This is a genomic window from Candidatus Cytomitobacter primus (genome assembly GCF_008189405.1).
GTDB classification, from domain to species: domain Bacteria; phylum Pseudomonadota; class Alphaproteobacteria; order CAJXXZ01; family 1604HC; genus Cytomitobacter; species Cytomitobacter primus.
Genome location: NZ_CP043316.1, coordinates 272,292 through 288,305, shown reverse-complemented (window position 1 = coordinate 288,305; position 16,014 = coordinate 272,292). Strand labels below are relative to the sequence as shown.

Annotated in this window: 15 protein-coding genes; 8 read left to right on the top strand and 7 right to left on the bottom strand. The window is 28.2% G+C overall.

Annotation, left to right across the window (positions count from 1 at the left end; translation table 11 throughout):
- Positions 1–2 precede the first annotated feature (2 nt).
- Positions 3–245 carry a large ribosomal subunit protein bL35 gene (locus tag FZC34_RS01285; protein WP_148971656.1) on the bottom strand — a complete coding sequence of 81 codons (243 nt, stop codon included), beginning with the start codon at positions 243–245 and terminating at the stop codon, positions 3–5.
- Positions 246–450: 205 nt separating this feature from the next.
- Between FZC34_RS01285 and FZC34_RS01280 the strand changes: the two genes are divergently transcribed.
- The 4 genes from FZC34_RS01280 (at position 451) to FZC34_RS01265 (ending at position 7,735) form a co-directional block, all read left to right on the top strand.
- Entirely contained in the window at positions 451–762 is a 312-nt protein-coding gene (locus FZC34_RS01280; protein ID WP_187440065.1) for a thioredoxin family protein, read from the top strand.
- Between the two features lie 210 nt (positions 763–972).
- Positions 973–2,052: a redox-regulated ATPase YchF gene (ychF, locus tag FZC34_RS01275; RefSeq protein ID WP_148971654.1), complete on the top strand. Its 1,080-nt coding sequence runs from the start codon at positions 973–975 to the stop codon at positions 2,050–2,052.
- A gap of 215 nt (positions 2,053–2,267) precedes the next feature.
- The gene (locus FZC34_RS01270) at positions 2,268–4,877 is read left to right on the top strand and encodes a hypothetical protein (protein WP_148971653.1); all 2,610 of its coding nucleotides are present in this window, start codon (positions 2,268–2,270) and stop codon (positions 4,875–4,877) included.
- A 170-nt stretch (positions 4,878–5,047) separates the two neighbouring features.
- Positions 5,048–7,735 carry a hypothetical protein gene (locus tag FZC34_RS01265; protein ID WP_148971652.1) on the top strand — a complete coding sequence of 896 codons (2,688 nt, stop codon included), beginning with the start codon at positions 5,048–5,050 and terminating at the stop codon, positions 7,733–7,735.
- 147 nt (positions 7,736–7,882) lie between these two features.
- Here FZC34_RS01265 and FZC34_RS01260 read toward each other — a convergent pair whose 3' ends face one another.
- From FZC34_RS01260 to yidC, 6 genes are all read right to left on the bottom strand, one after another.
- A complete protein-coding gene (locus FZC34_RS01260; protein ID WP_148971651.1) occupies positions 7,883–8,686 on the bottom strand; it encodes a CDP-alcohol phosphatidyltransferase family protein in 804 nt (267 codons plus the stop codon).
- Positions 8,686–9,339 (bottom strand): phosphatidylserine decarboxylase, encoded by a 654-nt coding sequence (locus FZC34_RS01255; RefSeq protein ID WP_148971650.1) that lies wholly within the window; start codon positions 9,337–9,339, stop codon positions 8,686–8,688. Before FZC34_RS01255 ends, FZC34_RS01260 begins: the two co-directional genes overlap by 1 nt.
- Entirely contained in the window at positions 9,336–9,998 is a 663-nt protein-coding gene (locus FZC34_RS01250; RefSeq protein ID WP_148971649.1) for a phosphatidylserine decarboxylase, read from the bottom strand. The genes FZC34_RS01255 and FZC34_RS01250 overlap by 4 nt, the downstream gene beginning before the upstream one ends.
- Positions 9,999–10,236: 238 nt before the next feature.
- Positions 10,237–10,620, bottom strand: coding sequence for an exodeoxyribonuclease VII small subunit (xseB, locus tag FZC34_RS01245; protein WP_148971648.1), 384 nt, complete (start codon positions 10,618–10,620; stop codon positions 10,237–10,239).
- Positions 10,607–11,140, bottom strand: coding sequence for a cob(I)yrinic acid a,c-diamide adenosyltransferase (locus tag FZC34_RS01240; protein ID WP_148971647.1), 534 nt, complete (start codon positions 11,138–11,140; stop codon positions 10,607–10,609). Before FZC34_RS01240 ends, xseB begins: the two co-directional genes overlap by 14 nt.
- Positions 11,141–11,608: 468 nt before the next feature.
- Positions 11,609–13,093, bottom strand: coding sequence for a membrane protein insertase YidC (gene yidC, locus FZC34_RS01235; protein WP_148971646.1), 1,485 nt, complete (start codon positions 13,091–13,093; stop codon positions 11,609–11,611).
- 122 nt (positions 13,094–13,215) lie between these two features.
- On the opposite strand from yidC, the gene FZC34_RS01230 reads away from it, so the two are divergent.
- The 4 genes from FZC34_RS01230 (at position 13,216) to FZC34_RS01215 (ending at position 16,001) form a co-directional block, all read left to right on the top strand.
- Entirely contained in the window at positions 13,216–13,899 is a 684-nt protein-coding gene (locus tag FZC34_RS01230; RefSeq protein WP_148971645.1) for a tetratricopeptide repeat protein, read from the top strand.
- Positions 13,900–14,054: 155 nt separating this feature from the next.
- Positions 14,055–15,125 carry a phage portal protein gene (locus FZC34_RS01225; protein WP_187440064.1) on the top strand — a complete coding sequence of 357 codons (1,071 nt, stop codon included), beginning with the start codon at positions 14,055–14,057 and terminating at the stop codon, positions 15,123–15,125.
- Between the two features lie 8 nt (positions 15,126–15,133).
- Positions 15,134–15,565, top strand: a complete 432-nt coding sequence (locus tag FZC34_RS01220; RefSeq protein WP_148971643.1) for a hypothetical protein — start codon at positions 15,134–15,136, stop codon at positions 15,563–15,565.
- Complete coding sequence (locus FZC34_RS01215; protein WP_148971642.1) at positions 15,510–16,001, top strand: HK97 family phage prohead protease; 492 nt, start codon at positions 15,510–15,512, stop codon at positions 15,999–16,001. The genes FZC34_RS01220 and FZC34_RS01215 overlap by 56 nt, the downstream gene beginning before the upstream one ends.
- Positions 16,002–16,014: the final 13 nt, after the last annotated feature.

The following is a 16,014-nucleotide window of genomic DNA, read 5'->3' as shown; positions in this document are numbered from 1 at the left end:
TTTTACCCCTTCACTTCTGCTGATTCTATAGATCTAACTCTTTTTGCTTTAATCTTAATGTATGGAGCCAATTTCTTGATCATCCTCTCATGAGAAGGATGTACATCAACTAAATCTGTAGCCTGCCTTTTCATATTTGTTGTTCTTCTTCTTAAGTTATGCCTTTTAAAAGCATTTCCTCTTTTTAGTCTAGTTGCAGATACATTAAGTCTTTTTATTAGCGCCTTTTTCGTTTTTAATTTCATATGAATCTCCGGTTCTATTGTCAATATTTAACACATTTTCTAAATTAAATCAAACTTTCTTTATTAATTAAATTTTCTTGTAAGATTATTAATGTTGCAATCCATTAACACAATTAGATAAACTAACGATAAAATTTTATGCAACTTTCTGCAATATGTAATTTTTACAAAAAAAATCGTATGATACATGCACAGGAGGTATTTTATGCATAAAGTAATAGCGATAAATGCTGAAAATATAAATAAATTAACAGAAGCGTCAGAGTGCATTGTGGATTTTTGGGCTGAATGGTGCCAACCTTGTTTAAATTTTATGCCTACTTTTGAGGAAGTTTCTAATGACTTTAACATTCCTTTTTTTAAAATCAATATAGATGATATGTCTTCAATTGCACAGAATTATGCTATCAGAAGTATCCCAACTTTAATTATTCTGAAAAAAGGTGAAGAAGAAGCAAGGCATTCAGGTTCTATGAGCTCTACTGACTTATCAAACTGGATCAAAACTATTATTTAATAATAAATTGAATTCAAAATTCAAACTACGTTTTAATATATCATGATTTTATAATCAACTATTTGTAAATTGGTCATAGTTATTCAATTGATCCTAATATTATTTTTATAAAATGATCCTAGTTATTATTCTATTAATATAATAATAATCAAATCACTACATCAATCTATATCTATGGTTATTTTTCATCAAATGCATTTATAATGCGTTATGGGATTTGCTTGTGGTTGTGTAGGTCTTCCTAATGTAGGAAAATCGACCTTATTTAACGTATTATTAAAGAAAGCTGTTGCTGAAGCTTCGAATTATGCTTTTTGCACTGTAGAGCCAAATAAGGGGCATGTAGCAGTATCTGATGCTAGATTAGAAATGTTATCTAAAGTGGAAGGTTCTAAAAAAATCATTTTCCCAACTCTGACTTGTATTGATATTGCTGGACTAATTAAAGGGGCAAGTGAAGGGCAAGGGTTAGGTAATAAATTCTTAGGCCATATAAGGCAAGTTGACTTAATAATGCATGTAGCAAGATGTTTTGATGATAAAGAAATAACACATGTAGAGGGCAAAATTGATCCAGTAGCTGATATTGAATTAGTAGAAACAGAGCTGATTTTAGCTGATATTGAATTACTTGAAAAATGGTTGAATAAAAAAGCAGATAGAAATTTGCGTACTAAAGAAGAAATGAGTTTAGCAAAAAAAGCAATTGACTTATTATCTAAAGGGATTTATTTATCTAGCGTAGAATTTGAAGATAAAGATAAAAATTGGCTGAAAACAATGGGAGTCATAACTATTTTGCCTAAATTTTATATTGCCAACCTAGCAGAAGAAGATGTTCAAAATGGTAATAATCATTTAGATAGTTTAAAAGCTGCATACCCAAATGAAATTATTATTCCTGTGTCTGCTAAGCTAGAAGAAAGCTTCTTAGATCTTGATGAAAAAGAACAGCAAGAAATGTACGAAATGTATAATTTAAAAGAAAATGGATTGAATTACGTTTTAAAAACAGGGTATAAGATGCTAAATTTGCAAACATATTTTACAGTTGGACCAAAAGAAGCAAGAGGATGGACAATAACTAAAGATTCTACTGCACCAGAAGCTGCAGGTGTAATACATACAGATTTTGAGCGAGGGTTTATTAGCGCAGATGTAATATCTTATGAAGATTTTATAGAATGTAATGGATCACAAGAAGCTAAAATTCAAGGCAAAATAAGACAAGAAGGTAAAAAATATATTGTTCAAGATGGAGATATTTGTAATTTTAAATTTAATGTTTAGTACAATACAAATCACAACCAATAACCATATCACACTATAATCAATAAGATTTATTCATTAAAAAAATCTGCATATTTACACTATATTATTAATAGTTTTACATAGATATAAAATTAATAATTACACAATTTTATATAAATATAAAATTATTTTAAACACTTTTTAGTATTTTTTTTAGATATCGATGGCAATATAGAAAAAAAAATGGAGGATGAATGAAATATAATAATAAATTCATATTATCAATAGCTATGGCATGCAGCATTAATGCTGATCAAGTATCTGACATGGCATTTTTACGACATGTAGTAGAGGTGGATATGTTTAAACATGTATCTAAAAAAGAATATACAGATAAACAAAATGCATTCTTAGCAAACTCAGATGCAAATGAAGTTAGCGCTATTATGATTAATGAGGGTGGAAGAAGTGTATACATTGAAAATAATGGAAGCGATGCATATTTAGTACCAAATACCATTCAACTTTCCTATCATACAAATCACCTACCACTAACCCCAGATCAAATTAATTTGATCAAAGATAGCAAATGTCATTACACAAATAATAATAGAATTGCTACAGTATTTGAAGCAGTGAAAAATGATCCAAATAATAACATTACAGAAAAAAAAGTTGCACGTAAGCTAATTTCTGATTATTACAATGGTGTAAACAAATTGTCTGAAAGTGCATTAGTAGCTATTATTATATCTGCTGATCTGTCTAATGATGGTGATGATAGTGATATATCAAAGATCAAATTATTAATTAATGATACAAGCAAGCATGCTTTGTTTGATAATCAATATGCTATTGCTACTAATACAGCTCAGAGAGAATTATTATTTAAAAAAGACGCAGCTATGTTTAAATTGCAAAATGCTATGGAAGCAAAATTTGGTCAAAAAGGACATGATGATCTAGCTAAATTATTAGAATATAAACCAACTGAATTGGTAGAATCATATGAGAAAATTGCAGAATATGAAATGATTGCAAATCAAATTAAAGATTTAGAGTACCTACTTGAAGAATTAAAAATATTGGAAATACATGAGAATACATCATCTAATTTATATAAAAAATTAGATGATTTGCATTTGAATGATAGTAATTCAGATTTGAATCCACAAGAAAAAGTTAAAAGGTTAAAAGATAAATTTGCCCAATATACTGTAGATGCATTCAATTCACTTAGATTAATTAGAGTGAATATAGATAGTGTCAAAGGATTTGGTGTTCTCAAAGATGAATTAGATGCATTTATAGATAAAGCTGATCCCAAACTATATCAAACTGCGCAAGCAATATATGATGCAATTAAGATTACTGCTGATGATACAATATTTAACGCAATCAAAGCAGATACAATAAAGGATATGATCAATAATCTACCTTCAAGTGATGATTTATCCACCATGTTTAAAGATTTATACACAACTATGGTTGAATCTGCTAAATATTATGAAAATATGATGATTGCAGGTGCAATTGACTTTAGCAATGATTTAGTTAAATTAAAAGATCAAGATACCAATGAATACTACAATAAATTATTTGCAGATTACTCAAGTTTCAATAGTCAAGAACTAACTGCACTAACTGCACTAACTGATGAAATACAATGTTTCATGAAAAAAGATAATCTAGAAAATTCAGGATTAGCCAAATTAAATAAAGCATTTGAATTGGCTAATAGTGAAAGAATTGATGAAACTAAAGTTGGATTCTATTACAAAAACACTCTATTAATTGACGAATTAGTTCAACAAGCTGGAGATATGCGTCATGATGAGGATGGAGCAGTACTAGGAGCATTTCATATTAATACAAATGGCATTGAAACATTGAAAAAAGAACTAATTGCACATTTTGACAAATACATTGAAAGTAAAAAAACTGTACTATTAAAAGAAGCATATATAGTGAACAATGCATTACATGCCAAGATCGATGAAATGACAAATGTTATATGGCAGATAGAAGGCACAAAAGAACCAGGTGGAGGCGAGGATCATCCTATTTTAAATATTATTAAAGATGAATTTACTGCTCTTTCAGATACTCTGTCAAGTGAAAAAACTTTTGATGGTGTATCAAATACAATCAGATCGATCGTATTTAATACTACTGGTGATCTTAAAAGCGTTATAGATGGTTCAATAGATCAATTAAATATAAATATGATTAACAAAGTAATAGCAAATTATAAGAGCATTACAGATAGTTTAAAGGCATTGGAAACTGAGAGTGTAAATCATATGAAGACTGCAAATGCTAGTACGCAATTATTAGATTCTGCTACTACTTCTTCTGCTTTATTATACAAAAGTGAATTAGAAAAGATGTTTGCAGATGCTAAGGAACTATATTCAGATGTGGCTAATGATATTAGTGCTCCAGATGGTGTTAAAATAGAGATAGGTATAAATTTACAAAATAATTTTGATGCATTATTTAAACAGGTCCCATCAAGCATACAAATCAACTTAGAGCATATGATTAATGGGCATTATCAAAATTATTTTCTGAATAGTAATATTCATGAATATATTGTAAAGAATGAAAAGAAAACCATAACAGAGCAAAAAAATGCTGTTCAAATAAAAATTGATCAATTAGTAGTAGATAGAGATGCTCTAGAAATTCTTACGAATGTAGTAGTAAAGCAAGCTAAAATTAGATCTTTATCATCTGTATCAAACTATATTAATACTGAAGATGCAGATATAAACAAACTAGCAGAAGAGTATGAAGATGCAAAAGAAGAATTTGATGCAACTCGTACCTCTATAATAATAACTAAACAAGTTACACAATAATCTGAATCATTAAGCTTTCGCTTAAAGTATATTGTTTGCTCCTAAAACATACATAGCATATCTATACTATGCAATAATTATACAATATTACAAGATTATTTAGATAATTCTATAATATTAGTGATTTGTTTGCGAATATATAGTATAATAAAGCAAAAGGAGATTGAGCAATGCAATTTATTAAACGCAGCATTATAGCCTTAGCACTATTCGCTTTATTGTACATTGGCTTTAAGGTAGGTAAACAAATAAAATCAGGGAAACCACTTATTGAATTAATCAAAAAACAAACCAATATTCAAGAAAGCAAAGCATTAAAAATCAGTAGCAAGCAAGCAAAGCCCTCACAATCTCCAGAAAAATCACAGGAATACTTATATAATAAGTCACTACAAAATCAATCGGGTGACGTGGATTTTAAAAATGTGAAGTTAATACCAAAATCACACAGTATTATATTTCATTCTACAACTCCATATATACAGTCTGCGCCATCATATAGCCCCACAATATATCCTTCACAGCATTCTTTTACTAGCAGACCAATACAAACACACACAAACCCGGCCAAATCCACTACAACATATCAAGAAACACAACAAAACACGCATGCCAGTGCTGAAATGAATCATAATATTAATAATAAAACGCGTGGAAGAGCAAAAATTATGAAGCAAAAAGCACGTAGAAAAGCAAAAAGCATAAAACAAAAAGCAAAATATATGAGAAGAAGAGCAGTTATAAATAATAGAAATGGCAAAAGAAGAGAAGGGTTAGCAAATCCTCCATATGTTTATGGCACAATTCCATCTGCTCCACTTTCTCCAAGAAATGATATATATACGCATACCATGCCACCAACCCCATCTGCTCCACCTTCTCCAAGAAGTGATATTGATACTACATCAAGCCACTCATCTCTAGGCAAGCATATTAATCCTATATACGCTGGAAGTGTAGCACCAATTCCATCTGCTCCACCTTCACCATATACTTCACCATATAATAGTCATATATCAAATTCACCTATACCACCTTCAAACCAAAATACTCAATCATCTACAAGTAGTGCACCTTCGAACAGTACACCACCTTCTATATCTCCAGACTATATACCATCAACTCCACGCAAAACTCCTTCTTCACAGCGCATCAATAACCCATCAAACAAATCACCTTCACCATATCCTCCACAAGGCAAATCAATAGATCAGCCTGCAAAACAAAAAATGGATTACTCTGCAACCAGAATCCAAGCTATATTTAGAGGAAAAAGATCTAGAAAAGAAGTTGCAAAAATAAGGTCAACATCTAATAATCAAATTGAAGTTCCAAATACTATGAATAGACCTACATATGTTAATGATTTCATATTTAATCTGATAAATGATTATATGAAATTTGAAGGTAAATATAGTGCTCAACTACAAAATAACAGCCTATCACTTTTTGAGGCTAACAATTTATTAAAACTTGCACAAACAAATAAAAATCAGTTTATAGATCGCGTAAAAAAACATTCTGAAACAGTATCTCAAATATCCACTGTTGATCTAAATAAGTATGATATTGAATATAATAATGTAATAAAAATGCATGATTACTACATAAATGAAGTTAAAAAAATCATCACTAAACTAGAGAAAGAGTTAAGCGCTCTGTTTGCACACTATACATTGCTAGGGAAGGGGTATGAGCACCAGATTACACATGCATCTTCAGTTAAGGAAATAGATATTATAATAGAATATCTTTATACTAATTTAGATCAATTTCTCAAGCAATTTAATAAGGTATCTGGAGATAACACATCATGTTGCATTGAACAATATAATAAAGTTGTTGGTATACATCATGATTATATAAAAGCTGCTCAAAAGAAACAAAAAGATAATTATGCAACCAAAATTCAATCTAGATTTAGGAGGAATAAAGCGAAAACAAAATTTGATAATATAAAGAGCGAACAAAAAAATAAGCAAAACAATGAAAATGAACAAGCTAAAGATCAGGAGCAAAATAAAATTGCAACTATATTACAAGCTGCACTTAGATCAAGAAAATCTGCAGCAATACTTGCTCAAAAGAAAGAATCGCAATATATATCAGAACATCCTTTGAATAGCAACAATGCAGATTTTCAAGAAATACCTCAAATACCTAGAAAGCGTAGTGGATCTATCAGGTCTAATTCTTCAGGATCTAAATCTATTGATTTAAGCTATTCTCCATATGATAAAAATTATATATACAATGTAATTATACAATTAGCATTACCACAAAAAGATGAAAAGGAATCAGAATACAAAATTCAAATTCAAAAATGGATTGATGAAATAATAAAGAATAAAGAAGAGAGGAATAAAGAAAAAAGTAAAATTAAGAAAGATATTTCACAACTCACAGAAGAAATGCGTAAAATAAATCAATTAATAAAACAAGATGAAGGTAAAATTCAAAATTTAAAACAGCAAATAGGCCTTAATGGTTCTAAAATATCAAATCACCACAAAATTATTAATAGCAAAAGAAACATAAAACAAGAAAAAGTAGATGATTTAAACAAAAAAATAGATGATTTAACCCAAACAAACCAAAATCTACATATTGAACTAAATACAAAAAACACACAATTAATAATTAATAAGAACACATTAGAGGAAATTATCAACAAATTATCCATCAAAAAACAAGAACAAGATAGTCTACAAAAACTGATCAATCAATTAGATATTGACCAATTTAATTTGAAGAAATTATTAAATATAAAAAACAAACAATCTCGAGATATAGCATTACAAAACTATATGAATAATCACCAAAATATAGTACGTAGATTAGCAAGCAAATTCTCATGAAAACACTTACCTAAAATCTAAATTTGCAACTAAAGAATAAAATCAATTTCTATATCAGAATTATTATAGGCTTATAAGCATTCAATTCAATATGCAAAACACAACTAACATATGACACTTATATAAGTAAATAAAAATATTTAATTTTTAACAGTCAACTTTTTCATATCTAAGCATTGCATATGAGACATGTGATATGTACAACAACCCAATAAGAAGGGCAGTAAGCCATATATATGTAGTTGCTAACACAATTAATGACGCACAAATACCAAATACTATATGACTCATACCGTGTTTTACATTGATTTTATTTAATGCAATTGTTTTGAATTTTCCAATCATACCAAATGATACAAATAATAAAGTAATTGAAAAAAAGGCAGGACACAATGATATTTTCAATACTTTTTCTACAGCAAGTGGAGTAAAAACTAATAAACCTGCAGCTGGAGCAGGAATACCTGTAAATGCCTCACTATCAGACTTATCACTAGAAAATCTTGCTAACCTGAATGCCATACATAATACAAAAAATATACAGCAAGACCATCCAAAATTAGCCCAATTTTGCAATTTATAAAAATATATTACTAAAGTAGGTGCTATAGAAAAACTTAGAAAATCAGCTAATGAATCTAATGTTTTCCCAAATTCTGACGAACTATTTAAATATCTAGCAATCCTACCATCAATTCCATCAATAAATGCTGCAGCGCAAATACATAGTACAGAATATTCAATTCCACCATTAAATATCAAATATATTGCTTGCATACCTAAACAAACTGAAATAGACGTAACAAAATTTGGAATAAAAAAAATTCTATTTTTAAAAAAATTTCTTACTCTCTTTGGTTTTTTTAACATTACCTTTTTCGAAATATGCTTCTTGTTTTTTAGCTCTTCATTATGAGTCTTATTCTTCTTAAATGCATTCTCATTATACATTACTTCAACTCATTCTTACTTGCTATAATTGTTTCGCCAGCAACAACTGTCTGGCGTTTTTTCACATGCACAATCATATTAGATGGGAAATATGTATCCATTCTACTACCAAATTTTATCATACCATATGTTTGCCCTATTTTAGCTTCATCATGCTCTGTAACATCTATAACAATCCTCCTAGCTATAAAACCAGCAATTTGCACAACAATACAATCAATGAACCCTTTAATAAATATAGCTAATCTCTCATTTTTCATATGAGTTTTCTTACCCCACGCAAATCCAAATTTTCCTTTTTCATATTTCATATCCATTATTTCACCACCAATAGGAAATCTATTTACATGCACATCGGAAAGCCTCAAAAACACACCAATTCTTGTCCATTTTTTATCAGGAAAATCTGGAGACTCAACTTCTTCTTCAATATCCACAACTATTCCATCAGCTGGACTCAACACAATCTCACTCTGATCTGGAATCACCCTATCTGGATCCCTAAAAAACCATATGCAAAATGCTGTTAAAAATAACCCAAATAACCCTAGATAATAGCTATAATAAAAAAATGCTATTGATGACAAAGCGCATATAATAATAGTATTATATCCATCAGACCTTACTTTATCCATAAAAACTCTCTTTATCATATTAATTTACTCTCTTTTCTTTCTTCTATATTTTCTTCGATTGATTTTTTTAATTTTTTAATTAAAGGAGTTTCACTTGCAATCATTTTCTGTCCTTCAGAAACACAAATTTCCAAATCTTGAGGAACATATACCTCAACAGTAGCTCCAATCACATTATTAGCGTAGGTAGACCCAATATTTAATATATCATTGCGCTTTACCTTACAAGAAACAAAATGGAAAACTGTATCAACTGAATGAGAAATTATGCATTTTATATCACCTGCAATAACCCATGAAATTTTCTCATTTTGCTTATATATATACTTATCACGAGACTCACCTGGAGAATATATTATATCTTCTATTTTGCCTTTTATAGGCATTCTGCTCACATGTATATCTAATATACCATTCAAAATTGTAATTTTATTCCATTTAATATTTTGATACTGATCTGATAATGTAAAATCAACATCATTATCTATAGATAGAATAATACCATCACAAGGTGATAACAATGCACTTGGGTTTGTTATGACTCGATTTTCATCTCTAAATAAAACAAGCAATCCAATAGCTAAAAATGCAATAAAACTCCCTAACACAAAGCTTAAAACCAATCCTATTGCAATGATTTTTGCTATTTTTGTTCCATCTTGACTAAGTTTAAACATATATAATATTCATACCATAATTGAATATAAAAACATATGTTGACTTTCAATATCCTATGATTTGTAATTTAAAATATTCAGTAAATTAACAGTTTCTGCATATCAATTGATTTAAAATTAAATTATGCCTTAACACTGTAATATATACTATAATTATACTAACCATTACAATTATATATTCAATATGACATAAATTAATATTTAATTTTTATATAACACAATCAAAACATCATACATTTTAGTTGATTGATTTAATATACAACTCATATAATCCAATTAAATTTTCCAAAAATTTAGATGTCATTTCTTTTGCATTATCTATTGTGGACTTCTTATCTAATGATTTTATCACTTCTTCCTGAAAGCTACCCAATAAATTTGCAAATCTTTCTCTAAACTGTGAAATCTCTCTACTTTCTTGAACAGACTGTAATTTGATATATGCATTTTTTAATTGCTGTTCTGCTATATTCTTCAATTCGATACCACTAGTATATGTTTCAACAGCTTGATTCAATGGCATTGTACCTTGCTCTAGCTGCATAGTAATTTTCTCTAACTCTGCAATGATCTCTTCAAAAGTCAAATTACTCTTGTTTTCCGTAATATTATTTGATGTCATAATCTATTTCTCCTATCTGCCATAAACATTCCTTGCTCTCACCATGCAATCTGCTTAATACAAAAAATAAATCTGATAATCTATTCATATATTTTGCAATATGATCACAGCGTGTATCTTCATCAAGCTTCCAAAATAAAATTTCAACACGCCTTATAACACATCGTGCTATATGCAAATGGCTAGATAAAATTGAACCACCTGGCAAAACAAAATTATTAGCATTTTCTAAAGCTTTAAAAAACTCATTACTCTCTGCTTCAACCCATGAATGATACTTATCATTTATCTCAATACTACCACCACTTATAAACCCACCAATATTTAGTAGTTGATTTTGAATACTCATTAAAGTTTTTTTCAAATTGTCTGGAGCATAATTTACAATTAATCCAATATATGAATTAATTTCATCTAAACCACCTAAAAATTGAATTAAATCAGAATTTTTATACACCCTTTTATTCATAATAGATGTTTTTCCTTTATCTCCTGTTTTAGTAATATATGGGCAGTTCATAACCTATTATTACCAAATAATTTACTAATATAAAAGCATCCATGATATTAGAATTGCAGGAACCATAGGAATATTGTGATTATTTGTTAATTTCTTATACAAAACAGATATCAGTAAATGAGAAATTGCAATCAAAAAGAAGAATAAAGAAATATTAGCAAAAACAATGCTAGAACCTGAAATCAATAAAAGTATATAATCACCTAACTGCATATATGCTTTTTTACTGAACTTAGAAAGCAAAAGAATCAAGCTAAGAAAAAAAATCATAAAACTAAATGATATTAATTTGAATTTGCAATAAAAAGATAATAAAATCAAAGATATCAAATGAATTTCCAGGTTCACTATGTCATAAACTATAGAAAAAGCACAAATTGCATAAAAGAGAATCGCCACTGCTAATTAGATCGCCTTATTCGCCTATCAAATACCATGATCTTATCACTAAACTTTATTACCCAGTCACTACTTTATTAGTTTGTCAAATAAAATAGTTTGTAAATATGATAAAATATTACTCCAAATCATATAAAGTATAAAGGCAGATGAATAACCTGATAGCATTATCGCTAGTATTAATGGAAATATTAGAATAAAATTATCTTTCTGATTCTTAAATGTGTTCCATTGTTGTAAAAGCATAGTAAGTACAAATAATATTGATAGTATTGATATATTAAAAGGTAATGTTTTAGATGTGAAACATTGCATTAACGCATTTAAAGAATACGGATCAGATGCAGATAAATCCTTGATCCATAAAAAGCCTGATGTTGTTGTATCTATACTAATAGAAACAATTGTATATAAAGGAATAAATAATGGAATCTGAAATAGTAAAGGCAAGCATCCACCCAATGGATTAATAGATTCTTTTTTATATAAAGTTAAAATAGCTTGCTGTATAGCAACATTATCTCCTTTGTACATTTCTTTGATTCTATCCAGCTGTGGTTGTAATTTCTGCATTTTAACCATAGAAATATGAGACTTATAAGAAAATGGAAGTAAAATAATTTTCATCACTAATGTCAACAAGAATAATGATATAATAAAACTTCCACAAATATTCATTATATAAGATAGAACTATAAATAATGGTTTTGTTATAAATGACATGAATCCATAATCTATAGCATTATCAAAATTACTTATTCCATATTTATTAGAATATTGCTTTAACAAACTAAGTTTTTTTGGACCAACAAAAATATAAAAACTCCAAGAAACTGATTCTTTCGGATTGATTTGCTTATTTACTGTATTAATTTTCATTGTTTTATTACTAAAATGATATGAATTATTAATAGAATTATGATCTGGAATAATAAATAATCCAGCGTAAGTAGATTCAAATCCAAACCAAGAATCTATATTTCTCATGTCACCAGATTTTGAACGTATAATTTTCCCATTTTGGTGATATAAAGGAGTGTTATTAGCAATATCAGCGCTTAACCATAGCCCTATATTAACCACTTTGTCTAATGCATTAAATACAGAATATTCAACTTTAATCATATAGTCATCAATGATTTGCATGCTTTGTATAAATATCGAACCATCTTTATTTTTCCAACTTAGGATCAAAGGTTTATCTTTTGATAATGTATTAGAATTGTATTCCCACTCAATATCTTTAGGAATGCATATATCATTAGATTTCCATATAAATTTTAAAAATGACTTGTTTTTTAATAAATCATAATTCTTATCATAGTACTTAACACTTAAATCAATAAATCTATTGTGTTGTAAGTCTATTTTACCATTTATACGTGAATCACTTATTGCTAAGCCATTCCCTATATAATGATCTGGCAACTTCGATTGTGTTTCAATTTGCGCGCAATTTACTTTGTTTTTTGTGCTGGCATTATATTTATTATAAAATGACCATATTAGCCCAAAAAACAGAAAGATATTTATATAAAAAAGATATTTTTTCATGTTCCTCAATAGCACCAAGATTATCTTAAAGTGCCAATATTTTCAATGAATAAATAAAGAGAGATGTTTTCAGCATACAAATTTCACATTTATTTAACATATTTTTTGTTTATAATATCAGTATGCTTTTGGTCTTATTATTATTTTCTATATCTATTAAATCAAATATAGATTCAAACTTTGATACAATAAAAGAATGCATAAATAGTTTGTGCAAAGATAATGCTATTTCTGATCAAGAAAAATCAAAACAAATTCAGAAAATAGATGAGATTCAAAGTGTCATTAATCATGCAGAACACAAAATCAAAACCAAAAAGAATGGATATGATGTTTATATAGAAAATATTCTTGGCTATATTCCTGTTATACAACATGACAATAATATGACAAGAAAAGAGTTTAATTCTAAACGAAATAGTGCAATTAAATATCTGGCTCAAGGAAACTTCAATAAGGCATATAAGCAATTTCAATATTTATCTAAAAATCAGAATTTTGACCCATGTATACATTATTATTGGATGGGAGTTATTGCTCTAAAACAAAAAGAATTCTTAAAGTCTATCTTACATTTTGGACAATTTTATAAATCTATGCATAAAAACAAAGGTACGCCAATTTATAATGAGAACTTAGATAAGATGCCAAGAAGTATTTTGAATATAGTTGAGTGTCTCTTTCATTTAAAACAAAAAGATAAATCTGCATTAATGTTAGACTTTTTTCATTCAAAATATAAAAATCATAGAAAAAGCATGCATGAAAAATATATTTCTCAACAAGTTCAACAAAGCCAGTATTAATCAGAGTTTTCAAGGCTATTTTATATTCTTAAAATAAAAAAACTTGAAAGTAGTAGCCTTAGTTTAGTACAACAGAAAATGTAGGATGCATTTACTTCCTACTTTCAACTCACTCAAAGGAAAACAATCAAAATGGAAAAAAACATATGAGTTTTATGCAAAATTTATATAAAAAATTCAAACCAGATAAGCAAAAAGTAATGGTTTATAATAATGAAAACTTTAACTATACTTTTTCTGATCAGGAATCATATGATGATTTATATTCAAAAAATGTAATTATATATCGTTGCATTAATCTAATAGCAAAAAATATAGCAAATATTCCTTGCAATTTGAAAAATGAAGATGGAATAATATTACACAATCATGACCTACACAAGCTAATTAAAAAGCCTAATAAACATAATAATTGGTTTTCATTAATAGATTCAGTAATCACAGACCTTTTATTATATGGAAATATATACTTGTTTAAATCATATGATGAAGTAATAAAATTGAATTCTAACGAACTAAAAGTAATTAGTGACTCTGCTGGCAATCCATATAAATACAAATATGGCAATAAAGAACATGGAGCAAATGATGAACAGTTATTACATATTAAATTAACTAATCCATACTCACCATGGGAAGGTATGAGTCCAATTGAAACGATTAAGAAATCAGCATCACTGTATGATACAATCACAAAATATAATAAATCTATATTAGATAATGGTGGAAGAATCTCAGGAGCTCTTATCTTCGATGAGCAATTGACAGAAGCGCAAAGGCAAATACTAAAAGATCAACTTAACTCTAATTATACTGGATCAGATAAAGCTGGGAAGGTTATATTATTAGAAGGCAATGCAAAATGGAAAGAAATGAGTATTTCACCCAAAGATATAGATTTCCATCAAGGCAAACTCAATTCTGCAAAAGAAATAGCTTTAGCATTTGGAGTGCCTCCAGTAATGTTAGGAATACAAGATTCTTCATTTAATCACTATAAAGAAGCAAGGTTGCATTTTTGGGAGGATACAATCTTACCACTTGCGAACATGATTCTAAATCAATTGCAAAGCTGGTTAGTACAAGAAGATAATCTGAAATTAGAATATGATTTTTCCAATATTCCAGCATTATTTGCAAAAACAGAAGATTACAAAAAACACATAGATAGTCTTTCATTCTTATCAGAGCATGAAAAACGACAACTATGTGGATATAAAAAATAAGGAAAAATATGAACATAAAATTAAACACTTACGAAAGAAATAAAGGTCCATTAACAATTAATCAACTAGATGAAAATTGGCTAAATATAGAAGAAATGCTTAATAATTTAGAAAACACATCAAATAGAGCAGAGTTAATACATCACATTCAATCAAAAGATTGGACATATAAATTGAAATCTGGTTTTATAGAAATAAGTCAAGGAGCAGCAATAAAAGCAAAAATTCTATTAGATCAAATATATGATAGAAACAGCATATTAAATCTTCATTTCATTGAAAACAAAGATGAATTTAATGAATCTAAATATAATAATAACGATATAATTCTTATTCCTAGTGGACAACACCTCTACTATTCAGACAGTAGTAAGCAATGGGCGTATGCAGCGTTTATGGCCTATAGTAATGATGATGATGATAAAAAGCAATCAAAATAGTTGCAATATACCAGCAAATTTAGAAATCAAAAGCATTAATAGTGATGGCATATTCGAAGGATATGCAAGTGTATTTGGAAATTCAGATTTGCATGGAGATATCATTCACAAAAAAAGTTTTCAATATTCACTGAAAACTAATATAGATAATATACATATGCTTTTTCAACATGATTTAAGTATGCCATTAGGGAAATGGCTTAAAATTGAAGAAGATGAATTTGGGCTTTATGTACAAGGTAAGATATTTAGAAATCTATATATGGGACAAAAAGTTTGGGAAATGCTCAAATCAAAAATAATATATGGTCTTTCAATAGGTTTTATACCTATAATATATAAAAGAGAGGCACATATAAGGACAATCTTTCAAATAGATTTGCATGAAATATCTATTGTAAAATGTCCTGCAAATCCAAAAGCATATATTAAATAAATAATATTGCAAT

What these genes read in the sequence shown, in the direction of transcription:
- FZC34_RS01285 (WP_148971656.1), bottom strand. Translation starts at nt 245, where the DNA reads ATGAAATTAAAAACGAAAAAGGCGCTAATAAAAAGACTTAATGTATCT.
- FZC34_RS01280 (WP_187440065.1), top strand. Translation starts at nt 451, where the DNA reads ATGCATAAAGTAATAGCGATAAATGCTGAAAATATAAATAAATTAACA.
- ychF (WP_148971654.1), top strand. Translation starts at nt 973, where the DNA reads ATGGGATTTGCTTGTGGTTGTGTAGGTCTTCCTAATGTAGGAAAATCG.
- FZC34_RS01270 (WP_148971653.1), top strand. Translation starts at nt 2,268, where the DNA reads ATGAAATATAATAATAAATTCATATTATCAATAGCTATGGCATGCAGC.
- FZC34_RS01265 (WP_148971652.1), top strand. Translation starts at nt 5,048, where the DNA reads ATGCAATTTATTAAACGCAGCATTATAGCCTTAGCACTATTCGCTTTA.
- FZC34_RS01260 (WP_148971651.1), bottom strand. Translation starts at nt 8,686, where the DNA reads ATGTATAATGAGAATGCATTTAAGAAGAATAAGACTCATAATGAAGAG.
- FZC34_RS01255 (WP_148971650.1), bottom strand. Translation starts at nt 9,339, where the DNA reads ATGATAAAGAGAGTTTTTATGGATAAAGTAAGGTCTGATGGATATAAT.
- FZC34_RS01250 (WP_148971649.1), bottom strand. Translation starts at nt 9,998, where the DNA reads ATGTTTAAACTTAGTCAAGATGGAACAAAAATAGCAAAAATCATTGCA.
- xseB (WP_148971648.1), bottom strand. Translation starts at nt 10,620, where the DNA reads ATGACATCAAATAATATTACGGAAAACAAGAGTAATTTGACTTTTGAA.
- FZC34_RS01240 (WP_148971647.1), bottom strand. Translation starts at nt 11,140, where the DNA reads ATGAACTGCCCATATATTACTAAAACAGGAGATAAAGGAAAAACATCT.
- yidC (WP_148971646.1), bottom strand. Translation starts at nt 13,093, where the DNA reads ATGAAAAAATATCTTTTTTATATAAATATCTTTCTGTTTTTTGGGCTA.
- FZC34_RS01230 (WP_148971645.1), top strand. Translation starts at nt 13,216, where the DNA reads ATGCTTTTGGTCTTATTATTATTTTCTATATCTATTAAATCAAATATA.
- FZC34_RS01225 (WP_187440064.1), top strand. Translation starts at nt 14,055, where the DNA reads ATGCAAAATTTATATAAAAAATTCAAACCAGATAAGCAAAAAGTAATG.
- FZC34_RS01220 (WP_148971643.1), top strand. Translation starts at nt 15,134, where the DNA reads ATGAACATAAAATTAAACACTTACGAAAGAAATAAAGGTCCATTAACA.
- FZC34_RS01215 (WP_148971642.1), top strand. Translation starts at nt 15,510, where the DNA reads ATGCAGCGTTTATGGCCTATAGTAATGATGATGATGATAAAAAGCAAT.